Source organism: Cellulosimicrobium sp. I38E, from assembly GCF_001647255.1.
GTDB classification, from domain to species: Bacteria; Actinomycetota; Actinomycetes; order Actinomycetales; family Cellulomonadaceae; genus Cellulosimicrobium; species Cellulosimicrobium cellulans_E.
The window spans coordinates 1-22,480 of sequence record NZ_LUAZ01000056.1 but is presented as its reverse complement, the minus strand read 5'-3'; the positions used below and the strand labels follow the sequence as shown (position 1 = coordinate 22,480).

Sequence of the window (22,480 nt, the reverse complement as noted above, 5' to 3'; positions counted from 1 at the left end):
GAGGGGGCGGGCGTGCGGGGCATGACATCCGTTGTACGCCGTTGTTGACCGCGAGTCAACAAGAGGCGTAGCGTTGTTGACCGTGAGTCAACGGCGTCCTCGGTGAGGACCGGGGACCCACGAGAGGGAAGAGCCGGGATGCAGATCACGCTGACGGACGTCCGCGTCGACGGGCGGCGCGAGCCGATGCTCGAGCCGATGGACCTCGCCTGGTCCACGGGCGAGAGCGTGCTCGTCGCGGGCGAGCCCGGGCACGGGCACACCGCCCTCGCGCTCGTCGCCACGGGACGGTTCGACCCGTCCGCGGGCGAGGTCCGGCTCCTGCCGGCGAGCACGCCGTCGCGCCGCGCCGGGCGCGCGTCCCGCGGCGCCGCCGCGACCCTGCGCGACGTGACCGCCGTCGTCGACGTCCCCGGCATCAGCGAGCCCGACGACGCGCTCACCGTGTCCGACGTCGTCGCCGAGGGCCTCGCGCTCGCCGGGCGACGGTCGCTGCCCTCCGACGTGACGCGCTGGCTCGCCGACCACTCGCTCACTGCCGACCGCGCGCGGCGCCTCGACCAGGTCCCCGGGGTCGTGCGCACGGCGCTGCTCGCGGCGCTCGCGGCCGAGGACCCCGACGTCCGCTTCCTCGTGCTCACCCTCCCGGACCGCCACGGGGGCGAGCCGTCGGGCTGGTGGGAGGTCGCGCAGTCCCTCGCCGCCGCGGGCTACGGCGTCCTCGTGCAGTGCACGCGCGCGTCGGCCCGCGACCTCGGTGTCGACCTGCCCCCGGCCCGCGGCGCCTCGATCCACGAGCCGCCCGTCGTCGTGCTCCGCACCCGCCCCACCCCGCCGCCCGACCCGGACCCGGTCGAGGCACCCGCCGCTTCCGAGAACGACCCCGAGGAGGGCCGATGACCGCGATCCGCCTCGGGCTGTCCGAGCTGCGCCGCCTCGCCGCGGGCACGCTGCCGCGCCTCGCCATCCTCGCGATGGCGCTCATCCCCACGCTCTACGCCGGGCTGTACCTGTTCGCGAACCACGACCCGTACGACAAGCTCGACCAGATCCCGGCCGCGCTCGTGGTGCTCGACGAGGGCACCACGACCACCGACGCCCAGACGGGAGCGACGACGGAGCGCCACTTCGGTCGCGACGTCGCCGACCAGCTCCTCGACGACGGCGGCTTCGGGTGGGTCGAGACGAGCCAGGTCGACGCCGAGTACGGCGTGCGGTCGGGGCGGTACGACGCCGCGCTCGTCATCGGCCCGACGTTCTCCGCCGACCTCGCGTCCGCGGGCGAGTTCGAGCCCCAGCAGGCGAGCCTCACCCTCATCACCAACGACGCGAACAACTACCTCGCGCGCACCATCGCGGACCAGATCGTCGGCAAGGTGCGCGACTCGATCGCCGAGCAGGTCGGCACCGAGGCCGCGGACACGTTCCTACGCGGCTTCGCCTCCATCCACACCAATCTCGCGGACGCCGTCGACGGCGCGGACCAGCTCCTCGACGGCGCGACGCAGCTCCGCGACGGCCTCGGCACCGCCGACGACGGCGCGCACACGCTCGCCACGGGCGCGGGCCAGGCCGCGGACGGCGCCGAGCGCCTCGACGCGAGCACCGGGACGCTCGCGGACGCCGTCGGGCAGCTCGACGACGGCGCCGAGTCGCTCGCGTCCGGGCTCGGCACGCTCCGGGGTGCGACGTCGTCCCTGCCCGCCCAGACCCAGCAGCTCGCCGACGGCGCCGCGCAGGTCGCGGACGGGAACGCGCAAGTCGCGCAGTACGGGCAGCAGGCCGCCGACGCGGCGGGCCAGGTGCTCCCGACGCTCGACGCGATCCGCGGCGACGTCGACGCGCAGCTCGACCAGCTCGTCGCCGACGGCGTCATCGACCAGGCGACGGCCGACCAGGTGCGGTCGCAGGTCGCCCCCGTGCTCGACCAGCAGCGCGAGCAGGTCCAGGGCGCGGTCGACCAGGTGACCGCGGCGTCCGGGAAGCTCGACCAGCTCGCCGACGGCTCGCGCCAGGTGTCCGACGGCGCGGCGCGGCTCGCGGCTGCGACGCCCCAGCTGACCTCCGGCATCGCGAGCGCCGCCGACGGCGCGGACCGCCTCGCCGACGGCACCGGGCAGCTCGCCGCCGCGACCCCGCAGCTCGTGGACGGCGTCTCACAGCTCGCCGACGGCACGCGCCAGGTGTCCGACGGCGCGACCTCCCTCGCGGACGGGACGTCGCAGCTGCGCGACGGGTCGGGCGAGCTCGTCGACGGCGTCACGCAGCTCCGCGACGGGCTCGCCGAGGGCCTGGGCCAGGTGCCGGACCTCGACGAGCAGACGCGCCAGGACACGGCCGAGACCATCGGCAACCCCGTCTCCGTCGAGAACGAGGCGCTCTCCTCCGCCGGCACCTACGGCGGCGGCCTCGCGCCGTTCTTCCTCTCGCTCGCGACGTGGATCGGCGCCTACGTGCTGTTCCTCCTCGTGCGCCCGCTGTCGTCGCGCGCCCTCGCCGCCGGGCGGTCCGGCCTGGCCACCGCCCTGGGCGGGTGGCTCACCCCGGCCGCGATCGGCGTCGTGCAGGTCGCGGCCATGTTCACCGTGACCAAGTTCGCGCTCGACATCGACCCGGTGCACGGCGTCGGGACCGCGCTGTTCCTCGTGCTGGTGTCCGCGACGTTCGTCGCGATCCTCCAGGCGCTCAACGTCTGGCTCGGCGCGGCCGGCCAGTTCCTCGGGCTCGTGCTCATGCTCGTCCAGCTCGTCACCGCGGGCGGCACGTTCCCGTGGCAGACCATCCCGCAGCCGCTGCGCTCGATGCACCAGTTCCTGCCCATGACCTACGCCGTCGAGGGACTGCGCCAGCTCCTGTACGGCGGCAACATGGCGACGGTGACGCGCGACGTCACGGTGCTCGTCGTCGTGCTGGTCACCGCCCTCGCCCTGACGACCGTCGCGGCCCGCAAGCAGCGCGTCTGGACGATCAAGAAGCTCCAACCAGAGCTCGTCCTCTGACCCACGAGATCGAGGCCCGGTCCGCCGAGGTAGACCCCTGGTCTGCCGAGGTAGACCTCTGGTCTGCTGAGGTAGAGCCGTGGTCTGCCGAGGTAGAGGCGTGGTTCTCGTGCCCGACGGCGCGTGGTCGCCCTGGGTGGTCGGGGTGGGTGGTGGTGCCGCGTCTACCATCCGCGCCGCTCGTTCCTCGCGTCGCTCCCGTGTATTCGGTCGGGATCGTCCTGCGTTCGCAAGCTCACTCCGGACGATCCCTCGTCCAGGCCCGCCACGACGCGGCACCACCACCCACCCCGCCCGGCGTCGTCTCACCGTGGTCTTCGCTCACCTGGGCGGACTGCCCGCGGCGTCGTTCGCTCACGGCGGGTGGCGACCCGCCCACGGTGGGCGACCGGCCGCCGTCGGGCAGCAGGGGCCCATGCCGGCCGCAACCTCGGCCGTGTTAGGGGACCACGCGCCGTCCGGCATGACCAGGCCTCGACGTCGGCGGACCAGGCCTCGACGTCGGCGGACCACCCTTCTACCTCGACGGACCAGGCCTCTACCTCGATCAACCAGGGCTCTACCTCGGCAGATCGGCTGTCAGGGGGCGGACGGTCGCGGAGGTCGGGGCGTGAGGGTGCGAGAATCGCGACGTGTCCGCTGAGATCGACGCCACCCCGACCCCTGCCCCGCAGCACGACGGGAACGGTTCGCGGCGGTCCGGCTCCCGCGCGACGACGTCGCCGGAGGCGGAGCGCGCGGCCGCTCTCCGCGAGGCCGAACGCGCGGCCGACGTCGCGCGCACGGCGCTCGCCGAGGCGCTGCGCACGGTCGTGCGCGGCGGGGTGGACTCCTCCACGCGGCGCCGGGCCGAGTACTCGACGGACGCGTCGAACTATCGCGTCGTGCCCGAGGCCGTCGTGTATCCGCAGGACGCGGACGACGTCGTCGCCGCGCTCGACGTGCTGCGCGAGCTCGAGGTGCCGGTCACGGCACGCGGCGCCGGGACGTCGGTCGCGGGGAACTCGATCGGGCCGGGCGTGGTCCTGGACTTCACGCGGCACGTGAACCGCGTGCTCGACGTCGACCCGGAGGCGCGCACGGCGCGCATCGAGCCGGGCGTCGTGATGTCGGCACTCCAGCAGCAGGCCGCGCCGCACGGGCTGCGGTTCGGGCCGGACCCGTCGACGCAGAACCGCGCGACGCTCGGCGGCATGATCGGGAACAACGCGTGCGGGCCGCACGCCGTCGCGTACGGGCGCACGGTCGACAACGTGATCGAGCTCGACGTCGTCGACGGCCACGGCCGCCGCTTCACCGCGGGCAAGGGCGACCCGACGTTCGCGGCGGTCCCCGGGCTCGCGGAGCTCGTCCGCGAGAACCTCGCGCTGATCCGCACGGAGTTCGGGCGGTTCGGGCGCCAGGTGTCGGGGTACTCGCTCGAGCACCTGCTGCCGGAGAACGGGTCGGACCTCGCGAAGGCGCTCGTCGGCACCGAGGGCACGCTCGTGACGATCCTCGAGGCGACGGTCCGCCTGGTGCCGGTGCCGTCGAAGCCGACGCTCGTCGTGCTGGGCTACCCGGACATGCCGTCCGCGGCCGACGACGTCCCGACCTTCCTGAACCTCAGCCCGCTCGCGGTCGAGGGCCTCGACGCGCGGCTCGTCGACGTCGTGCGTCGCGCCAAGGGCGACGCGTCCGTCCCGCCGCTGCCGCCGGGCGCCGGCTGGCTCATGGTCGAGGTCGGGGGCGCCACCCCCGAGGAGGCGATGGCGAACGCGGAGGCGATCGTCGCGGCGTCGGGCAGCGAGGCCACGATGATCCTGCCCGCGGGACCCGAGGCGACCAAGATGTGGCAGATCCGGGCCGACGGCGCGGGGCTGGCCGGACGCACGCCCGCGGGCGAGCAGGCGTGGCCGGGCTGGGAGGACTCCGCCGTCCCGCCGGAGAAGCTGGGCGACTACCTGCGCGACCTCGACGCGCTCATGGCGCGCTACGGCGTCGACGGCCTGCCGTACGGGCACTTCGGCGACGGGTGCGTGCACCTGCGCATCGACATCCCGCTCGAGGCGTCGGGGTCGGTGCTGCGCACGTTCATGCTGGAGGCGGCCGAGCTCGTCGCGAAGTACGGCGGCTCGCTCTCGGGCGAGCACGGCGACGGCCGCGCGCGCTCGGAGCTGCTCCCGGTCATGTACAGCCCCGAGGCGATCGCGCTCATGGAGCAGTTCAAGGCGCTGTTCGACCCGCAGGACGTGATGAACCCGGGCGTCGTCGTGCGCCCGAGCGCGGTCGACGACGACCTGCGCCGCCCGCACGCGCACCCGCTGCTGTCGAAGGTCGGCGCGCCGGGGACGCCCGGGACGAGCACGGCCGTGCCCGCGAAGGTCACCAAGATCTCGCGCCGCGCCGGCTACCAGGGCTTCTCGTTCGCGCACGACCACGGCGACATGACGCAGGCCGTGCACCGCTGCGTCGGCGTCGGCAAGTGCCGCGCGGACACCAGCGCCGCGGGCGGGTTCATGTGCCCGTCGTACCAGGCGACCAAGGACGAGAAGGACGTCACGCGCGCCCGCGCCCGCGTGCTCCAGGAGGCCGTGAACGGGACGCTCGTCGGCGGGCTCGCGGCGCCGGAGGTGCGCGACTCGCTCGACCTGTGCCTGTCCTGCAAGGCGTGCTCGAGCGACTGCCCCGCGGGCGTCGACATGGCGCAGTACAAGTCCGAGGTCCTCTACCGGACGTACCGCGGCAAGCTGCGCCCGGTCGACCACTACTCGCTCGGCTGGCTCCCGATCTGGGCGCGGCTCGCGACGGGGATGCCGCGCCTGGCCAACAAGCTGCTCGGGTTCCGACCGCTCGCGAAGACGGTCCTGTGGGCGGGCGGCATGGACACGCGCCGCTCGATGACGACGTTCGCCGAGGTGCCGTTCCGCACGTGGTGGAAGCGCGGCGGCGCGACCCAGGGCGTGCCCGGCCTGCGCATCGGCGAGCGGCCCGGCCACCCCGTGCGCGACGAGCGCCCCAAGGTCGTGCTGTGGACCGACTCGTTCAGCGACAACATGTCGCCGGGCGTGCCGCAGGCGGCCGTCAAGGTGCTCACCGCGGCCGGGTACGACGTCGTCGTCCCGGACGAGCAGGCGTGCTGCGGCCTCACGTGGATCAGCACGGGCCAGCTCGACGGCGCGCGCAAGCGCCTGGAGAACCTCCTGTCCGTGCTCGGCCCGTACGCCGTGAACGGCATCCCGATCATGGGGCTCGAGCCCTCGTGCACCGCCGTGCTGCGCTCCGACCTCGTGGACCTGTTCCCCGACGACCCGCGCGCCCAGGCCGTCTCCGCGGCGACGCGGACGCTCGCGGAGCTCCTCACGTCGGTCGACACCGCCCCGGGGCGCGAGTCCGGGTGGCGCGTGCCGGACCTGTCGGACGTCACCGCCGTCGTGCAGCCGCACTGCCACCAGCACTCGGTGATGGGCTTCGCCGCGGACGAGCGGCTCCTGCGCGACGCGGGCGCGACGATCAAGGTCCTCGCCGGCTGCTGCGGCCTCGCGGGCAACTTCGGCATGCAGAAGGGCCACTACGAGACGTCGGTCGCCGTCGCGGAGAACGCGCTCCTGCCCGCGCTGCGCGACGCCGCCCCCGGCGACGTGTACCTCGCGGACGGGTTCTCGTGCCGCACGCAGGCCGACGACCTCGCCGGTGTGCAGGGCAAGGCCCTCGTCGAGCTGCTCGCCGAGCGGCTCTGAGCGTCGCGGGCGGTCGGCGTGCCCGACGGCGCGCGCTCGCCCGGGGCGGCCGTCAGCCGCGCGCGGGGTGCACGTCCGTGATCGCGTAGCACTCCTCGTCGTCGATCGCGCGCGGCACCGGGTCGAGCGTGAGCGACGTCGGGTAGCCCAGCTCGTCGTCGAACGCGACGTCGGTGACGACGTCGTGGCGCTCGTCGACGAGGTCGAGGAACCCGTCGATCGTGCGGCCCCCGCTCTCGACGTAGGACTCGGGGGTCATCTCCAGGTGCGCGAGGCTCGCGGAGACCGCGAGCACCTCGCCGCCTGCGACCTCGACGTCGAAGTCCCCGACGAGGGCGCGCTCGCCGCACGACGACGTGAGCGTGAACGCGTAGTCGTCGTACCCCGCCGCGGCCCACCGGTCCCGCGCGTCCGACAGCCCGGCGACCGGCCACGGTACGCCTGCGGGCGGGGCTGCGGGCGCGCACGCGGCCGCTCCGGACGAGACGGCGAGCAGCCCGCCCAGGACGAGCGCCGCCGTCGTCGCGGACGGGCGGGGGCTGCGGCGCGGCGTCGTCTCCATGCCCTGCTCGTGTCCCGACCAGGCCAGGTCTTGCCGTGCCCTGCACGTTCGTGCACCGAGGTGCGGTCCGTGGGGCCCGGCGTGAGCATGGCAGGGGAGCGCCACCGTGGGCGGCGCTCCTTTCCTGTCGTCGGCGGTGAGAGGGAGTGGCATGTACTACTCGAGCGGCAACTACGAGGCGTTCGCGCGGCCGCGCAAGCCGGAGCGGACGGACCGGATCGGGTCCGTCCATCTCGTGGGGGCGGGGCTCGCCTCGCTCTCGGCGGCGGGCTTCCTGGTCCGCGACGGCCAGGTCCCCGGCGAGAGGATCACGGTCTACGAGCGGCTCCGGCTGCCCGGCGGCGCGCTCGACGGCATCAAGGAGCCGCGGCGCGGGTTCGTGATCCGCGGCGGGCGCGAGCTCGAGGACCACATGGAGTGCCTGTGGGACCTGTTCCGCTCCGTGCCGTCGATCGAGACCGAGGGCGTCTCGGTGCTCGACGAGTTCTACTGGCTCAACAAGGACGACCCGAACTTCTCGCTCCAGCGCGTCACCGAGGACCGCGGCAAGGACGCGCGGTTCGACAACCTGTTCCGCCTCGACGAGAAGGCGCAGAAGGAGGTCACGAAGATCTTCCTCGCGCGCCGCGAGGACATGGAGGGCAAGTCGATCGAGGACGTCATGTCGAGGCACTTCCTCGACAGCCAGTTCTGGCTCTACTGGCGCACGATGTTCGCGTTCCAGGAGTGGCACAGCGCGCTCGAGTTCAAGCTCTACCTGCACCGGTTCATCCACCACGTCGGCGGCCTGCCCGACCTCTCGGCGCTGAAGTTCACCAAGTACAACCAGTACGAGTCGATGGTCCTGCCGCTCACGCGCTGGCTCATGGACCAGGGCGTCACGTTCCGGTTCCACGTCGAGGTCACCGACGTCGACTTCGAGCTCGCGCCGGACCGCAAAGTCGCGACGCGGCTGCACCTGCTCGACCACGGGGCGGGCCACGGGACCGGCGGGGCCGCCGTCGAGCAGACGATCGACCTCGGCGAGGACGACCTCGTCATCGCGACCATCGGGTCGCTCACGGAGAACTCCGACAACGGCGACCAGCACACCCCGGCTCGCCTGGACACCGGGCCGGCGCCCGCCTGGGACCTGTGGCGGCGCGTCGCCGCGAAGGACCCGGCGTTCGGCCGGCCCGACGTGTTCAGCACCGACATCCCGCGCACCAAGTGGCAGTCCGCGACCGTCACGACGCTCGACCGGCGCATCCCCGAGTACATCGAGCGCATCTGCAAGCGCGACCCGTTCAGCGGCAAGGTCGTCACGGGCGGCATCGTCACCGCGCGCGACTCGGCGTGGCTCATGAGCTGGACGGTGAACCGGCAGCCGCACTTCAAGGCGCAGTCGCCGGACGAGATCGTCGTGTGGGTCTACGGGCTGTTCGTGGACACCCCGGGCGACTACGTGAAGAAGTCGCTCCAGGAGTGCACGGGCGAGGAGATCACGCAGGAGTGGCTGTACCACCTCGGCGTCCCCGAGGCCGACATCCCGACCCTCGCCGCCGAGGCCGCGAGCTGCGTGCCGGTGATGATGCCGTACGTCACGGCGTTCTTCATGCCCCGGCACGCGGGCGACCGGCCGCAGGTCGTGCCCGACGGCGCGCGGAACTTCGCGTTCATCGGCCAGTTCGCCGAGACGACGCGGGACACGATCTTCACGACCGAGTACTCCGTGCGCACCGGCATGGAGGCGGCCTACCAGCTCCTCGACCTGGAGCGCGGCGTCCCCGAGGTCTTCAACAGCACGTACGACGTCCGCAAGCTGCTGGCGGCGGTGAGCGCCCTGCGCGACGGTGAGGAGCTCGACATCCCCGGGCCGCGGATCCTGCGCGACCGGCTCCAGAAGAAGGTCGACGCCACCGAGATCGGCGAGCTGCTCGCCGAGTTCAGCCTCCTGTCCCACGACGAGTGACCCCGCGGCTCGGCGTGGCAGCATCGATCGCATGTCGCACCCCGAGGACCTCGCGCGCCGCTACCTCGGCTGGCTCCTGCTGACCGAGGGCACACGGGCCGAGCGTCTGCGGGCGGAGGCAGAGGTCGGCGTCTCGGAAGAGGTGCGGAGCTGCGTCGAGCACGACGCCGATCCGTTGCCGCTGCTCGGCGCGCTCGTCGCGCAGGCTGTCGCGAGCGAGGACGAGCGCCTCGTCACGAGGCTCGGGGCCGGGCTGGTCGAGGAGGCGGTCGTCGGGCGGCCCGACCTTGCCGGTCGCATCGCCGCACGATGCCGTGCCGAGCCGGCCTGGAGCGAGGTCGTGCGGGGTGCGTGGGTGGACGAGCGCCGGGCGCGCGACCTCCCGCCGCCGCTCGGCGCGCTCGTCACCGTCCTGAAGGGCTGACGCCGGTCCCGCGGGCGCTGCGGACCGCGTCGGCGAGGCGCGCGACGGCCTCGCCGACGCGGGCGTCGGCGAGGTTGCCGTACCCGAGCACGAGGGTCGTGGACCGGTCGGCGGGGCGGACCTGGTAGCGGCGCAGGTCGACGACCGTCACCTCGCGCCGCGCGGCCTCGCGCACGACGTGCGCGGCGTCGGGAGCGGGGTCGTCCGGTGCGCTCGGCAGGGAGAGGAGCGCGTGCATGCCTGCCGCGATGCCGCTCACCGCGGCGTCCGGCAGCTCGCGGGCGAGGGCGTCGAGCACGGCGTCGCGACGACGGCGGTACCGGCTGCGCGCTCCGCGCAGGTGCCGGTCGTACCCGCCCGAGGCGACGAACCGCGCGAAGGTGAGCTGGTCGACCGTGGAGGGGGCGGCCGCCGCGCCGTGCGCGGGGGCGGCGGCTCGCACCACCGACTCGCGCCAGCGTGCGGGCACGACCATCCACCCGACGCCGAACGCCGGGCTCATCGTCTTGCTCACCGACCCCAGCAGGACCACGCGCTCGGGATCGAGCTGCTGGAGCGCGGCGACGGGCCGGCGGTCGTAGCGGAACTCGGCGTCGTAGTCGTCCTCGACCACGACGCCGTCGACGGCACGGGCCCACGCGAGGACCGCCTCGCGCCGCTCGGGCGCCAGCGCGGCGCCGGTGGGGAACTGGTGCGCGGGCGTGAGCAACGCCGCGCGGGCCCCCGTCCGCCGCGACGCCGCGACGAGCGCCTCGACGTCCGCGCCCGCGTCGTCCACGGGGACGGGGACGGGGGTGAGGCCGACGCGGCCGGCGACGTCGCGCAGCACCGACCAGCTCGGGTCCTCGACGAGCAGGTGCGTGTGGCCCGCCTCGACGAGCGCCGCGGCGACGCGCGCCATCCCGTCGGTCGCGCCGCGCGTGAGCACGACGGCGTCGTCCGCCCCGGCGACGACGCGGGCCCGGCGCAGGTGGTCGGCGACGACGGCCCGCGCGTGCGGGTGCCCGGCGGGGGAGGGCTGGCCGAGGTCGTCGTTCGACGCCGTGCCCCCGGACGTGCCGAGCGCCTCCCGTGCCGCCCGCAGCCACGCGTCGCGCGGGACGTGGCGCAGGTCGGGCACGCCCGGGGCGAGGTCGAACCGGGCCCGCGCGGCGTACGTCCGGCCGGTGCCGGGCTGTCCAGGGTCCACGAGCGTGGGCGCGGGTCTGCTGCCGGCTGCGGCGGAGACGCGCGTCGCCGAGCCGGTGCGTGCGTCGAGGAAGCCCTCGGCGACGAGCTGGCCGTAGGCCTCCGTGACGACCCACCGCGACACCCCGAGCGACTCGGCGAGCTGGCGGCTCGGTGGCAGCGCCGCCCCGACCGGGACGCGGCCGGTGTGCACCGCGTCCCGGACCGCGCGCTCGAGCCGCTCGACGCGCGACCCCGGCCCCGTCCCCAGGTCGAGCAAAGCCTCCCAGGCGAGCTCCGCCGTCGTGCCCGGAGGTGTCCGCGGTGAATTGGTCTGGTCAAGCCCCATGGAATCGGACCGTACACCCGTGCCGATCTCTCCGTAGCGTGGAGCACGTCATCCGGACCACGGTCCACCTCGGACCACTCGGGTCCACCACGAACCTCGGGAGACCACCATGCGGTACCGCACCATCGGCGACGGGCGCACCTCCTTCGACGTGTCGACCCTCTGCCTCGGCACGATGAACATGGGCACCCTCGTCGACGAGGACACGTCGTTCGCGATCCTCGACCGCTACCTCGAGGCGGGCGGCACGTTCCTCGACACGGCGAACAACTACAGCTTCTGGGCCGGGGGCCACGGTCGTGACAGCGAGGACCTGCTCGGCCGCTGGCTCGCGAGCCGTGGCGTGCGCGACGACGTCCGCATCGCGACCAAGCTCGGCGCGGCGAAGAAGGACCCCGCCCTGCCGCTCCAGAACGTCGAGCCCACGAACTTCCAGGGCCTGGGCGCCGACGTCGTCGCGTACGAGGCGCACGAGAGCCTGCGCCACCTCGGCGTCGACCACGTGGACGTGCTCTACGGGCACGTCGACGACCACGACACGGCGATCGCCGAGACCGTCGGCGCGTTCGGCAAGCTCCAGGCCGAGGGCGTCGTCGGCATCACGGGCATCTCGAACGTCGCGCTGTGGCGCGTCGTCGAGGCGCGGGAGGAGGCGCTGCGCCAGGGCATCGCGCCCTACGGGCTCGTCCAGCAGAACTACACCTACGCCTACCCGACGCCCGAGCCGGGTCGGCACAACTGGGCGTCGTACGAGCTGCTCGACTACGCGGCGTCCACCGGCGTCGACGGGCGCCCCCCGCTCGCCGTCACCGCCTACTCGCCGATCCTCCAGGGCGCGTACGTCCGCCGCGACAAGCCGCTGTGGGACGGGTTCGACCACCCGACCACGCGCGAGCGCATCCGCCTCCTGCACGAGGTCGCGGGCGAGCTCGGCACGACGCCGAACCAGGTCGTGCTCGCGTGGCTCCTCGGCGGCGAGCACCCGGTGGTCCCGATCATCGGGCCCAGCACGCTCGAGCAGCTCGACGAGCTCCTGGGTGCTGCCGACCTCGAGCTCGACCCGGAGCTGCGCGCCCGCCTCGACGCCGCCTGAGCCCGCGTGTCCGCCCGGCCCGACGCCTCGGCGACGGGCCGGGCTGCCACCATGGGGCCGTGCCCACCACCGTCGTCCGCGTCCGGCCGGACGACTGGCGCGACCTCCGGGACGTCCGCCTGCGGGCGCTCGCGGACGCGCCGACCGCGTTCGGCTCGACGCTCGCGCGCGAGGTCGCCTTCCCCGACGACGTGTGGCGTGAGCGCGCGGCGCAGGGCCGCACGCTCCTCGCGCGGTCGCTGCCCGACGACGGCGGCCCGGCCGGGGGCGACCGGTCGCCCGGGCGGGTGGTCGGCGTCGCCGCGGTGGTTTCCTCGCCCGACGACCCGGGCACGGCCGAGCTCGTCTCCGTGTGGGTCGACCCCGGCGCGCGAGGCACCGGCGTCGCGGCGGCGCTCCTGCGCTCCGCCGACGCGCTCGCCGTCGAGCTCGGGGCGCGGACGCTCGCGCTGTGGGTGACCACGACGAACGACCGGGCGCTGCGGCTCTACGAGCGCGCTGGCTTCGTGCGGACCGGCGCGACCAAGCCCCTCCCGAGCGACCCGCGCCTCGCCGAGCTGCGGATGGCGCGGCGCGCCGCCGGGTAGGGTGCGGGGACCTGCTGCCGGACCGTGCCGAGGGGGCCACGTGGAGTTCCAGGACGTCGTCCGACGCCGACGCATGGTGCGCCGGTTCACCGGCGAGCCGGTCGCGCCGGAGGCGGTCGACCGCCTCGTGCGCAACGCGGTCCGCGCGCCGAGCGCGGGGTTCGCGCAGGGGTGGTCGTTCCTCGTGCTCACCGAGCCCGACGACGTCGCGCGCTTCTGGTCCGCGAGCTCGCCCGAGCAGCCCGAGCGGAGCATGAGCGCGTGGCTCGCCGGGATGCGCACCGCGCCCGTGCTCGTCGTGGTCCTCGCGTCGAAGGACGTCTACCTCGACCGGTACGCGGAGGACGACAAGGGCTGGGCCGACCGCGACGAGAACCGCTGGGCGGTGCCGTACTGGCACGTCGACGCCGGGATGGCGGCGCTGCTCATGCTCCAGACCGCCGTCGACGAGGGGCTCGGCGCGTGCTTCTTCGGCGTCGCGCCCGGCGAGGTCGCGCGGCTGCGCGCGGCGTTCGACATCCCCGACGCGTACGCGCCGACCGGGGTCGTCGCCGTCGGGCATCCCGCGGACGGAGCGACCACGGGCTCGCCGCGGCGTCGCTCGCGCAAGCCGCTCGACGACGTCGTGCACCGCGGCCGCTGGGGAGAACGACCGTGACGCGGGCGGGCCTGCGCGCCGGTGCGCTCGTCGCGGGCCTCGTGGTCGGCGTCCTCGGTGCCGGTGCCTGCACGGGGAGCCCGACGCCTGAGGGGCCGACGAGCGGGCCCTCCGCGACGCGGACGGGGGAGGCGCCCGGTGGGGGCTCGAGCGACGGCCCGACCACCACGGCGGACCCCGACGCCGCGCCGGGAGCCCCGGAAGGCCTGGGCGACCCGACGGCCGGCTCCTCCGCCGGGCCGGGTGGCGGCTCGTCAGGGCCTGCCCCCGAGATCACGAGCCTGGGCGGCGCGGCTGCCGCAGCACCGCTCGTCGCGCGTGCCGGATGGCAGGTCGTCGGAGCGAGCGGGGGGTGCGTCCTGTCGGCACGGGGGACCGGCGACCCGGGGACACCGGCGGCGGGTGCGCGCGACGCCTCCACCGCGCTGCTCGCGGAGACGGTCACCGCGGACGGCGGCGACCTGGACGGCGCGACGCGCGACGTCCTGCTGCCGGTCGGCTCCGACGGCGGGGCCGTCCAGGGCGTCAACGCCGTCGCGCAGGACTGGACCGTCGAGTCTCCGCGGGGACCGGTGCGGGTACGGGGTGCCGCGCGCGTCGTCGCCGTACCCGCCTTCGACGGCAGCACGACCACGCAGTCCGTCGTGCTCGCGCTGGACTGCCCCGCGCCGTTCGACGAGGGCGCGTGGCAGCACCTCCTCGCCGACGTGCGCGTCGGCTTCGTCGCGCCCGTCGAGGTCCTCGGCACCTGGCCGTCGTAGCGGCCGGTCCTCGGAAGGCTCAGGCGTCGTGGTCGCGCAGCGCCGGGACGTGCAGCCCGACGGCGGCGCGCGCGTCCGCGGGCAGCTCACCCCAGTCCTCCACGGTGTCGAGGTCGACCGCGGTCCCGGGCCGCTGCACGACGACGGCCCGCAGCCCGAGGCGCTCGGCCTCCGCGACGTGGGCCGCACGGCTGTCCGGCCCGAACCGGAACCGGAACCCCGCGGAAGCCGGGACCTCGAGGGCGAGCAGGTTCGTGCCGGCGCCCCGGCGGTCCGTCGCGACGACGACCGGGGCGTCCTCGGCGAGCACCGCCTCCACGTCGACGGGCGTGAGCGCGGGGAGGTCGGCGTGCGCCACGAGCAGCCGCACCGGACCCCGGGTCGCCGCGTCCTCCGACGCTATCTCGCGGCCGAGGTCGACCGCCGCGTCCAGCCCCGGCCGGTCCACGGGCTGGAGCACGATGCGCAGCCGGTCCGCGTCGGCGGTCAGCAGGGGGAGACCGTCGGACCCGGTGGCGTGCGCCGCGTCGGCGGACGCGTCCACCACGACGTCCCGCAGCGCCCGCCAGGTGAACCGCGGGTCCGACGTCACCACGACCACGCGCTCGACGCCGTCGCTCGCGAGCAGCGTCCCCACGACGTGCCGCGCGAGCACGGCGATCAACCTGCTGCGCGAGGCGGGGTCGAGGACGTGCGCGAGCCGCGACTTCCCCGACGACCCGTCGCGCAACGGCACGACGGCGACCACGCGCGCCGGGCGGCCCGGCCCACCGTGGCGAGCGCCGCCGTCGGGCGGCACGAGGTCACCCACGAGCGGTCCCCGCCGACGCGAGCAGCGTGCGCGCGAGGCGCTCGCGGCCCGCGGCGCCGCCCATGACGGTGTCGGTGACGACGACGTCCAGCCCCAGCGCCCGCACGTCGTCGGCGAGGTGGGCGTCGTGGTCGTCGATCACCATGACGTCGACGAGCCCGACGTACAGGCGCGCGACGCCGAGCGCCGAGACCTCGTGCCCGAGCGTCGTGAGGATCTGCGCGGCGGGTCCCTTGATCGCGCGACCGCCGACGATCGGGCTCACCGCGACGCGGCGCGCGGACGTCCCGGCGAGCGCGTCCCGCACGCCCGCGACGCCCAGCACCGGCTCCACCGACAGGAACGGGTTCGACGGCGCGACCACGACGACGTCGGCGCCGGTCACCGCGTCGAGCACTCCGGGCGCCGGGCGCGCGGCCTCGATGCCGTCGTAGACGAGTCCCAGCACGTCGTCCGCGTGCCGGCGCCCCACGAAGTACTCCTGGAACCCGAGGCGCCCCGCGGGCGTGTCGACGAGCGTCGCGACGCGGTCGTCGCTCACGGGCAGCACGCGTGCCCGGACGCCGAGCGCGGTCGTGAGCCGCGCGGTCACGTCGGTCAGCGACGACCCCGCGCGCAGCCCGGCTGTCCGCACGACGTGCGTCGCGAGGTCGCGGTCGCCGAGCGTGAACCACGTGTCCTCGCCGAGCCGGCCCATCGCCTCCAGCGCCGCGTACGTCTCGCCGACCACGCCCCAGCCGCGCTCCTCGTCCGCGAGCCCGGCGAGCGTGTACGTCACGGTGTCGAGGTCGGGCGAGATCCACAGCCCGTGCAGCTCGACGTCGTCCGCGATGTTGACGACGACCGTGAGGTCGGCTCCAGCGAGGTCCAGACCGTGCGCGAGGCGTGCCCCGCCGACCCCGCCCGCGAGCACGGTCACGCGGTCGGTGCGGTGTTCTGCTGTCACGACGACGAGCCTACGTCGGGGCGGGGGAGTCCCGGCGGCCCTCTCCCGGACCTCGCGCGCGGGCCCGTCCGGTCCCGCCGCGGTTCGTGCGCCGCACCCGTGCCACGATGGGCCCATGGCCGTCTTCGCCTTCTCCGTCGCCCCGCTCGGTGCCGGCGAGTCCGTCGCGGACTCCGTCGCCGAGGCCGTCCGCATCGTCCGCGAGTCGGGCCTGCCCAACCGCACCACCGCGATGTTCACCGAGATCGAGGGCGACTGGGACACCGTCATGCCCGTGATCCAGCGCGCCACCGAGGCCGTCGGTGCGGGCGGGCACCGGGTCTCGCTCGTCATCAAGGCGGACATCCGCCCGGGCCGTACCGGGGAGCTCACGGGGAAGGTCGAGCGGGTCGAGGAGCGCCTCGCGGCCGAGTCGGAGGAGACCGGGCACGCCTGACCTGCGGTGTCTCGTGAGGACGGTTCGACCGGTTCGCGGGACTTGACCGGCGACGTAGGCTATGGCGCAAACGCCCCCGCCCAGGTCGCGTTCCGCTGCCGCAGGAGATCTCCCGATGCCCCTCTTCGAGGTGGACGCCGAGCGTCCCGTACTGGTCCAGCCGCCCCAGCCGGCAGGAGCCTTCGGGACGGACGCGCAGCGGGTCGTGGACGGCAACATCGAGGGGCTGCTGGGCGAGCAGATCTTCCCCGTCGCGCAGGGCACGTCCGACGACGAGCCCCACCTCCTCGCGCTCGACGCCGCCGGTCTCCCGGTCGTCATCGAGGTCACCGCGGAGCTCACGGAGGACGCCCTCACCGCGGCGCTCAACCACGCCGGCCGGGCCGGGCGCCTCACGCGCGCCGAGCTCGCCGCCCGCTACACGGGCGGTGCCTCGCGGTTCCAGCAGGACGTGGCCGCCTTCTACGACAACGTCCCGCTCACGCGCTCCCAGGCGACCGCCCGGGCGACCGGCGCCCGCCTCATCGTCATCTGCTCGAGCGCCGCGCCGGGCATCCAGGACGCGCTCGACTTCCTGCGACAGCCCGGGTCCCCGGTCTCGGTCCTGCGTCTCGGCGTCGTGCACGGCGCGGACGGCCGCCGCTTCGTCGACGTGTCCCCGCTCGCGATGACGCGCGACAACCCCGCACCACCCGCGGCGCCCGAGCCCCGTCGGGGCCGCGCCGTCGCCCCCGGTTCCGACTTCGCGGACGGCGTCGCCGTGGGCCGAGCCCTGACCGGCAAGTTTCCCGTGGTGACGCGGCAGGCCGCGCAGTCCCGGGCCGAGCGCCGTCGTGCCGCCGAGCTCGAGCCGCGCGCCGGCTCCGCGATCGCTCCCACCTCGGCGGACGAGACCGGCCCCCTCGCCGCGCTGGCCCCGGTCGCCGTGCCGTCGGAGCCGTCGCGCGCCGAGCCGCCCGTCCTGGACTTCGTCCCCCTCGACGACCCGCTCACCGCGCGGACCGTGCCCGAGCCCGCGTCCGCCGGCTGGGCCGACCGGCGACCCGTCGAGGCCGGGGACGAGCCGTCGACCCCGCGCACGTCGATCCTCACGCGCGAGTCGATCCGCACCCGGGAGTCGATCCGGACGCGCGAGTCGTACCTCACCCACGAGTACGGCGAGCAGCGCAGCCCGTCGCGCGAGCAGCCGTACGACCCGCTGTCGTACCACCCGCCCGTCGACCTCGACCCGACACCCGCGCGCGCGTCCGCGAGCCGCGACGTCGTCCCCGTGCCGCCCCCGCCCCCCGCGGACGCGCCGCTCGGTCCCGACGACGACCCCGACCTCGTCGCGCTCGCGCGCGCGTTCGGCGCGCCCCGCGAGCTCGTGTGGTCCCGGCCGCGCCGCGGCCAGCGCTTCGAGGCGGTCCTCCAGCCCGACGGCTACATCGAGCTGTCCGACGGCGCGCGGTTCCGCCACCCCGACCTCGCCGCCGTCGCCGTGTCGGGCACCCACACGGCCGACGGCTGGAGCGTCTGGCGCCTCGGCGCCGAGGACGGCCCCACCCTCACCGACGCCTTCCGCGAGCACCACGCCTGAGCCACGTCGCTCGCTCGGGTCCGCCGCCCGCGTGGCCCTGAGCACGTGAACCACCACGACCGGAGGCGCACGTGATCGGGTTCCTGCACACGGCGGACGTGCACGTCGCGACGTTCGGTGCGCTGGTGGAGGAGGTCGCGCCGGGGGAGGGGCACGTGCACCGCGTCGACGTACCGCTCCTGGACGACGCGCGGGCGGGCGCGCGGACGGGTGAGCGGGTCCGGGCGCACGTCGACGCGCTCGTCGCGGCGGGGGCGTCGGTGGTGGTGTGCACGTGCTCGACGCTCGGGCCGGTCGCGGAGGAGGTCGGCGGGCCCGGGGTGCCCGTGGTGCGGGTGGACCGGCCGCTCGCGGAGGTGGCGGTGCGCGACGGCGGCCGGGTCGCCGTCGTGGTGGCGCTCGCGTCGACGCTCGGCCCGACGACGGACCTCCTCGCCGACGCGGCCGGGCGCGCGGGGACGGTCGTCGAGCTCGAACCCGTGGTCTGCTCGGGCGCGTGGGCGGACTTCGAGGCCGGGGACCTGGGCGCGTACCACCGGGGCGTCGAGGACGCGGTGCGGGACGCCGTCTCGCGTCGGGGCGCGGACGTCGTCGTGCTCGCGCAGGCCAGCATGGCGCCGGCGGCCGGATTGCTCGCCGACCTCCCGGTCCCCGTCCTGACGAGCCCGGGCAGTGCGGTGGCCCGGGCCGTGGAGCTGGCCCGGGCCTGACGCGCGGTCGGTCAGTCCGTCGAGCGCACCATGGTGCGGATCCCGACGGCGAGGCCGACGGCGGCCGTCACGACGGCGGCGACCCAGCCCCACGCGACGGCCGAGGCGGAGAGGTCGCCGGCGAACAGGGCGCGCTCGGCGTCGACGACGTACCGGAGCGGGTTGACGTCGGACGCGACCTGCATCCAGCGGGGCCCGGTCTCGAGCGGGAGAAGCATGCCGGACAGGATCATGAGCGGGAAGATCAGGGTCTGCTGCACGACCCAGAACATCCAGTCCTGCTTGCGCACCGCGAGGGCGAGCGCGTAGCTGAGCGACCCGATCCCGACGCCGAACACGGCGAGCAGCGCGAGCCCGACGACGGCGCCGGCGGGGTGGAGCTCGAACCCGAACGGGAGCATGACGAGCACCACGACGACCGACTGCGCGACGATCGGGACCATCTCCTTGAGCGCGCGGCCCACGAGCAGCGAGGCGCGCGAGAGCGGGGCGACGAGCATGCGCTCGTGCGCGCCGGTCTGCAGCTCGACGAGCAGGTTCGCCCCGGTCGTGGTCGTCCCGAAGAGGGTCGTCATGACGAGGATCGACGGGACGAACCACTGCCAGACGTTGCCGCCCAGGACCTCCTGACCGGTCGTCGTGCCGCCGAGCGACCCGACGAGCAGGGGTCCGAACAGCGCGAGGAAGACGACCGGCTGGACGAGCCCGAACAGCACGGAGAACGGGTCGTGCACGACGGGCCGCAGCTCGCGGACGAGCACGATCCCGGTGTCGCGCGCGAAGGCGGCGAGCCCGCGGCGTGCGCGGGGGCGAGCGGGGGCCGGATGCGGGGCGACGGTGGTGCGGGCGATGTCGACGGTGCTCATGCTGCGGTCCTCTCGGTGGGGCTGGTGCCCCCGGCGGGGGTGGCGGTCGGGGTCGCGGCGCCGGCCTCGCGCAGGCTGCGGCCGGTGAGCGCGAGGAACACGTCGTCGAGCGTGGGCCGGTGCACCTGCGCCGTCTCGACGGCGATGCCGTCCGCGTCGGCGGCGCGGAGCAGGCGGGGCAGGTAGGCGTCGCCGCGCTCGGCGCGCACCTCGAGAGCGGGCGCGGCGTCGTGCCCGACGGCGGGGGCGCCGTCAGGTGTGCGGGTCGCCTCGCGGAACCCTTCGACCCGGCGGGCGAGCGCGACGAGCCGTGCCGCGTCGTCGTGCGCCGGCCCCTGCGGGGGCGCGAGCGTGACGACGACGCGGTCCCCGGCGAGGTCCGCCTTGAGGTTCTCCGCGGTGTCGTCGGCGATGACCTGGCCGTGGTCGACGACGACCACGCGCTCGGCCATGGTGTCGGCCTCGTCGAGGTAGTGCGTCGTGAGGACGATCGTCATGGGCTCGCCCGTGGCCGCGAGCGAGTCCTCGCGCATGCGCAGGACGTGGTCCCACAGGTTCGCCCGGTTGTGCGGGTCGAGGCCGGTCGACGGCTCGTCGAGGAACAGCAGCGACGGCGCGTGCACGAGGCCCATCGCGACGTCGAGCCGGCGACGTTGCCCGCCGGACAGGTCGGACACCTTGCGCGCGCCGTAGGACGCGAGCTCGAGGGAGTCGAGGAGCTCGTCGGCGCGGCGGCGCGCGGTGCGCCGGTCGAGTCCGTGGATGCGGCCCTGGCTCGCGAGCTCGTCGACGGCGCGCTGCGCGTGGCCCGCACCGTTGCCCTGCCCGACGTAGCCGATGCGGTGCCGGACGGCGTCGGGCTCGGCGACGACGTCGTGCCCCGCGACCGTGGCCGTGCCCGACGTGGGGCGGATGAGCGTGGTGAGCATGCGGAGCGTGGTCGTCTTGCCGGCGCCGTTGGGGCCGAGGACGGCGACGAGCTCGCCGGGTGCGACGTCGAGGTCGATGCCGCGCACGGCGTGCACCGTGGCGCTCGCGTCGCGCCCGACGGCGAAGTCCTTGGTCAGTGCTCTGGTGCGGATCACGGTGGCTCCTCCTGGGTGTGCTTCGTGCGTCGAGAGCGACGTTGCCAGGGGTAGAGGCCAGCTACGGTCCTCTACTCCGTGCGACGCTGAGGTCATGCTCGAGACCTCAGGACGACTGCTCCGACTGCTCTCGCTGCTCCAGGCGCGCCGGGACTGGCCGGGTGCCGCGCTGGCCGAGCGGCTCGACGTGAGCCCGCGCACCGTGCGGCGCGACGTCGACCGCTTGCGCGAGCTCGGCTACCCGGTGCGCGCGACGAAGGGTCCCGACGGCGGGTACCGCCTCGACGCCGGCGCGGACGTCCCGCCGCTCCTCTTCGACGACGAGCAGGCGGTCGCGGTCGCGATCGCGCTGCGCACCGGGACGCTCCCCGGGGTGGAGGACGCCGCGGCGCGCGCGCTCGCGACGATCCGTCAGGTCATGCCCGCCCGGCTGCGCACGCGCATCGACGCGCTGGAGGTGACGGCCGTGCCGGGCCGCAGGGAGCGGGCCCTGCCCGCCGTCCGGGCCGACGTGCTCGTGTCGGTCGGCTCGGCGGCCGCCGAGCGCCGCGTGCTGCGGTTCGACTACGACGGCGGGACGGGCGAGGTGCTCCGTGCGCCGGGCCAGGAGCCGGGGGAGGGGTTCCGTGCGCCGCGCCGCGCGGAGCCGCACCACGTCGTCACGTGGGGCGGGCGGTGGTATCTCGTCGCGTGGGACCTCGACCGGGACGACTGGAGGACGTTCCGGATCGACCGGATGGCCCCGCGCGAGGGTGTCGGAGCACGGTTCGAGCGTCGGGCGCTGCCCGCCCCGGACGTGGCGACGTTCGTCGCCGAGCGGTTCACGCAGCCCGAGATGCCCGTGCGGGGGACGGTCGAGCTCGAGCTCGACGCCGCCATCGTGGCGGCGTGGGCCGGGACGGGAGCCCTCGTGGAGGCCGTGGGGGAGGGGCGGTGCCGCCTGACCGCGGGTTCCTGGTCGTGGGGCGGGCTCGCCGCGTGGTTCGGCATCTTCGACGCGCCCTTCACCGTGGTGGGACCGGAGGACCTCCGGGCGGCGGTGGCCCGCCTCGCGGCGCGGGCGACGGCAGCGGCCGCGCCCGCTGCGGCCGGCCGGCTGCCACAGCGCGGGGCGCCGGACGAGGGGGTGCGCGCCCCGCGGCGGGACGTCGCGAGGGGGAGTGGTCCGGGTCACGACGGCGCGAGTTGACCTCCTGCCTCCGGACCCCGTAATGTTCTCGAGGTCGCCCGGCAGGGAGGAACAGACACCACGGCACAGCTCCTCGGAGCAGATGCGAAGTGGCTGGTCCCCCGGGTGAAACTCCCACCAGATTCTCGGAGCACAGTGCTGCGCCGTGAGTACGGTGAGGGTGTCTGGATCAGGTACATTTCTGAACGGAAATCCGGTTTTCACCGGTCCGGGACGAACAGCCGGGTCTGGTAGGATTCAGAACGAAGGAAACGCCCCGCGCAAGGGCCTCGGGAACGAGGTCGGAGGCGGTGTGTGTCGGTTGTTTGAGAACTCAACAGTGTGCTTGTTAGTCAATGCCAATTTTTTGTCCCTGTGGCATGGCTGATCGTCTTCGCCCGTCGGGTGGGGTGGTTGGTTGTGTCTGGGATTCCTTTGGTTGATTTCGGAAGATGATGTCATCTTTCGTGTTGATGCCAGTTTTGTGAACCCGGTTGGGTTCGCTTCGTATGGATTGTTCACTGCCGGGCTGTGCTTGGTGGTGGGCGTTGTTCATTTACGGAGAGTTTGATCCTGGCTCAGGACGAACGCTGGCGGCGTGCTTAACAC

General features: G+C 74.7%; 19 protein-coding genes. 13 read left to right on the top strand and 6 right to left on the bottom strand.

Annotation, left to right across the window (positions count from 1 at the left end; all coding sequences use genetic code 11):
• The first annotated feature begins 138 nt into the window (after nt 1-138).
• The 3 genes from A0J59_RS16770 to A0J59_RS16760 all read left to right on the top strand — a co-directional run bounded on the left by A0J59_RS16770 (nt 139) and on the right by A0J59_RS16760 (nt 6,718).
• A complete protein-coding gene (locus A0J59_RS16770) occupies nt 139-900 on the top strand; it encodes a hypothetical protein (RefSeq protein ID WP_064316871.1) in 762 nt (253 codons plus the stop codon).
• Entirely contained in the window at nt 897-2,999 is a 2,103-nt protein-coding gene (locus A0J59_RS16765) for a YhgE/Pip domain-containing protein (RefSeq protein WP_064316870.1), read from the top strand. The genes A0J59_RS16770 and A0J59_RS16765 overlap by 4 nt, the downstream gene beginning before the upstream one ends.
• 800 nt (nt 3,000-3,799) lie before the next feature.
• Nucleotides 3,800-6,718, top strand: a complete 2,919-nt coding sequence (locus tag A0J59_RS16760) for an FAD-binding and (Fe-S)-binding domain-containing protein (RefSeq protein ID WP_064316873.1) — start codon at nt 3,800-3,802, stop codon at nt 6,716-6,718.
• A gap of 52 nt (nt 6,719-6,770) precedes the next feature.
• Here A0J59_RS16760 and A0J59_RS16755 read toward each other — a convergent pair whose 3' ends face one another.
• Entirely contained in the window at nt 6,771-7,280 is a 510-nt protein-coding gene (locus A0J59_RS16755) for a DUF6174 domain-containing protein (RefSeq protein ID WP_064316869.1), read from the bottom strand.
• A 151-nt stretch (nt 7,281-7,431) separates the two neighbouring features.
• Between A0J59_RS16755 and A0J59_RS16750 the strand changes: the two genes are divergently transcribed.
• Entirely contained in the window at nt 7,432-9,231 is a 1,800-nt protein-coding gene (locus A0J59_RS16750; protein WP_064316868.1) for an oleate hydratase, read from the top strand.
• Nucleotides 9,232-9,262: 31 nt separating this feature from the next.
• Nucleotides 9,263-9,655 carry a hypothetical protein gene (locus A0J59_RS16745; protein WP_064316867.1) on the top strand — a complete coding sequence of 131 codons (393 nt, stop codon included), beginning with the start codon at nt 9,263-9,265 and terminating at the stop codon, nt 9,653-9,655.
• Here the strand turns inward: A0J59_RS16745 and A0J59_RS16740 are convergent.
• Nucleotides 9,636-11,171, bottom strand: a complete 1,536-nt coding sequence (locus tag A0J59_RS16740; protein WP_064316866.1) for a PLP-dependent aminotransferase family protein — start codon at nt 11,169-11,171, stop codon at nt 9,636-9,638. The two genes, A0J59_RS16745 and A0J59_RS16740, sit on opposite strands and share 20 nt — an antisense overlap.
• Before the next feature lie 109 nt (nt 11,172-11,280).
• Between A0J59_RS16740 and A0J59_RS16735 the strand changes: the two genes are divergently transcribed.
• The 4 genes from A0J59_RS16735 to A0J59_RS16720 are packed head-to-tail and all read left to right on the top strand — an operon-like array spanning nt 11,281 to nt 14,270.
• On the top strand, nt 11,281-12,264 hold the full coding sequence (locus tag A0J59_RS16735) for an aldo/keto reductase (RefSeq protein WP_064316865.1): 984 nt from the start codon (nt 11,281-11,283) through the stop codon (nt 12,262-12,264).
• A 59-nt stretch (nt 12,265-12,323) separates the two neighbouring features.
• Nucleotides 12,324-12,851 (top strand): GNAT family N-acetyltransferase, encoded by a 528-nt coding sequence (locus A0J59_RS16730; RefSeq protein ID WP_064316864.1) that lies wholly within the window; start codon nt 12,324-12,326, stop codon nt 12,849-12,851.
• A gap of 40 nt (nt 12,852-12,891) precedes the next feature.
• Nucleotides 12,892-13,509 carry a nitroreductase family protein gene (locus A0J59_RS16725; RefSeq protein WP_064316863.1) on the top strand — a complete coding sequence of 206 codons (618 nt, stop codon included), beginning with the start codon at nt 12,892-12,894 and terminating at the stop codon, nt 13,507-13,509.
• Nucleotides 13,506-14,270: a hypothetical protein gene (locus tag A0J59_RS16720; protein ID WP_064316862.1), complete on the top strand. Its 765-nt coding sequence runs from the start codon at nt 13,506-13,508 to the stop codon at nt 14,268-14,270. The genes A0J59_RS16725 and A0J59_RS16720 overlap by 4 nt, the downstream gene beginning before the upstream one ends.
• A 19-nt stretch (nt 14,271-14,289) precedes the next feature.
• On the opposite strand, the gene cofC is transcribed toward A0J59_RS16720, so the two are convergent.
• Nucleotides 14,290-15,081, bottom strand: a complete 792-nt coding sequence (gene cofC, locus A0J59_RS16715; RefSeq protein ID WP_255365290.1) for a 2-phospho-L-lactate guanylyltransferase — start codon at nt 15,079-15,081, stop codon at nt 14,290-14,292.
• Complete coding sequence (cofD, locus tag A0J59_RS16710; RefSeq protein ID WP_064316861.1) at nt 15,074-16,027, bottom strand: 2-phospho-L-lactate transferase; 954 nt, start codon at nt 16,025-16,027, stop codon at nt 15,074-15,076. Before cofD ends, cofC begins: the two co-directional genes overlap by 8 nt.
• 115 nt (nt 16,028-16,142) lie before the next feature.
• Here cofD and A0J59_RS16705 point away from each other — a divergent pair, with 115 nt between their 5' ends.
• From A0J59_RS16705 to A0J59_RS16695, 3 genes are all read left to right on the top strand, one after another.
• Nucleotides 16,143-16,463: an MTH1187 family thiamine-binding protein gene (locus tag A0J59_RS16705; RefSeq protein WP_064316860.1), complete on the top strand. Its 321-nt coding sequence runs from the start codon at nt 16,143-16,145 to the stop codon at nt 16,461-16,463.
• Between the two features lie 115 nt (nt 16,464-16,578).
• Nucleotides 16,579-18,042, top strand: coding sequence for a DUF4357 domain-containing protein (locus A0J59_RS16700; RefSeq protein WP_052877776.1), 1,464 nt, complete (start codon nt 16,579-16,581; stop codon nt 18,040-18,042).
• 71 nt (nt 18,043-18,113) lie between these two features.
• Entirely contained in the window at nt 18,114-18,752 is a 639-nt protein-coding gene (locus A0J59_RS16695) for an aspartate/glutamate racemase family protein (RefSeq protein ID WP_047234362.1), read from the top strand.
• 11 nt (nt 18,753-18,763) lie between these two features.
• Here A0J59_RS16695 and A0J59_RS16690 read toward each other — a convergent pair whose 3' ends face one another.
• Together A0J59_RS16690 and A0J59_RS16685 are read right to left on the bottom strand one after the other, a co-directional pair.
• The gene (locus tag A0J59_RS16690) at nt 18,764-19,618 is read right to left on the bottom strand and encodes an ABC transporter permease (RefSeq protein WP_082141492.1); all 855 of its coding nucleotides are present in this window, start codon (nt 19,616-19,618) and stop codon (nt 18,764-18,766) included.
• Nucleotides 19,615-20,703 (bottom strand): ATP-binding cassette domain-containing protein, encoded by a 1,089-nt coding sequence (locus A0J59_RS16685; RefSeq protein WP_064316859.1) that lies wholly within the window; start codon nt 20,701-20,703, stop codon nt 19,615-19,617. The genes A0J59_RS16690 and A0J59_RS16685 overlap by 4 nt, the downstream gene beginning before the upstream one ends.
• Before the next feature lie 94 nt (nt 20,704-20,797).
• Between A0J59_RS16685 and A0J59_RS16680 the strand changes: the two genes are divergently transcribed.
• Complete coding sequence (locus A0J59_RS16680) at nt 20,798-21,892, top strand: YafY family protein (RefSeq protein WP_064316858.1); 1,095 nt, start codon at nt 20,798-20,800, stop codon at nt 21,890-21,892.
• Nucleotides 21,893-22,480 lie beyond the last annotated feature (588 nt).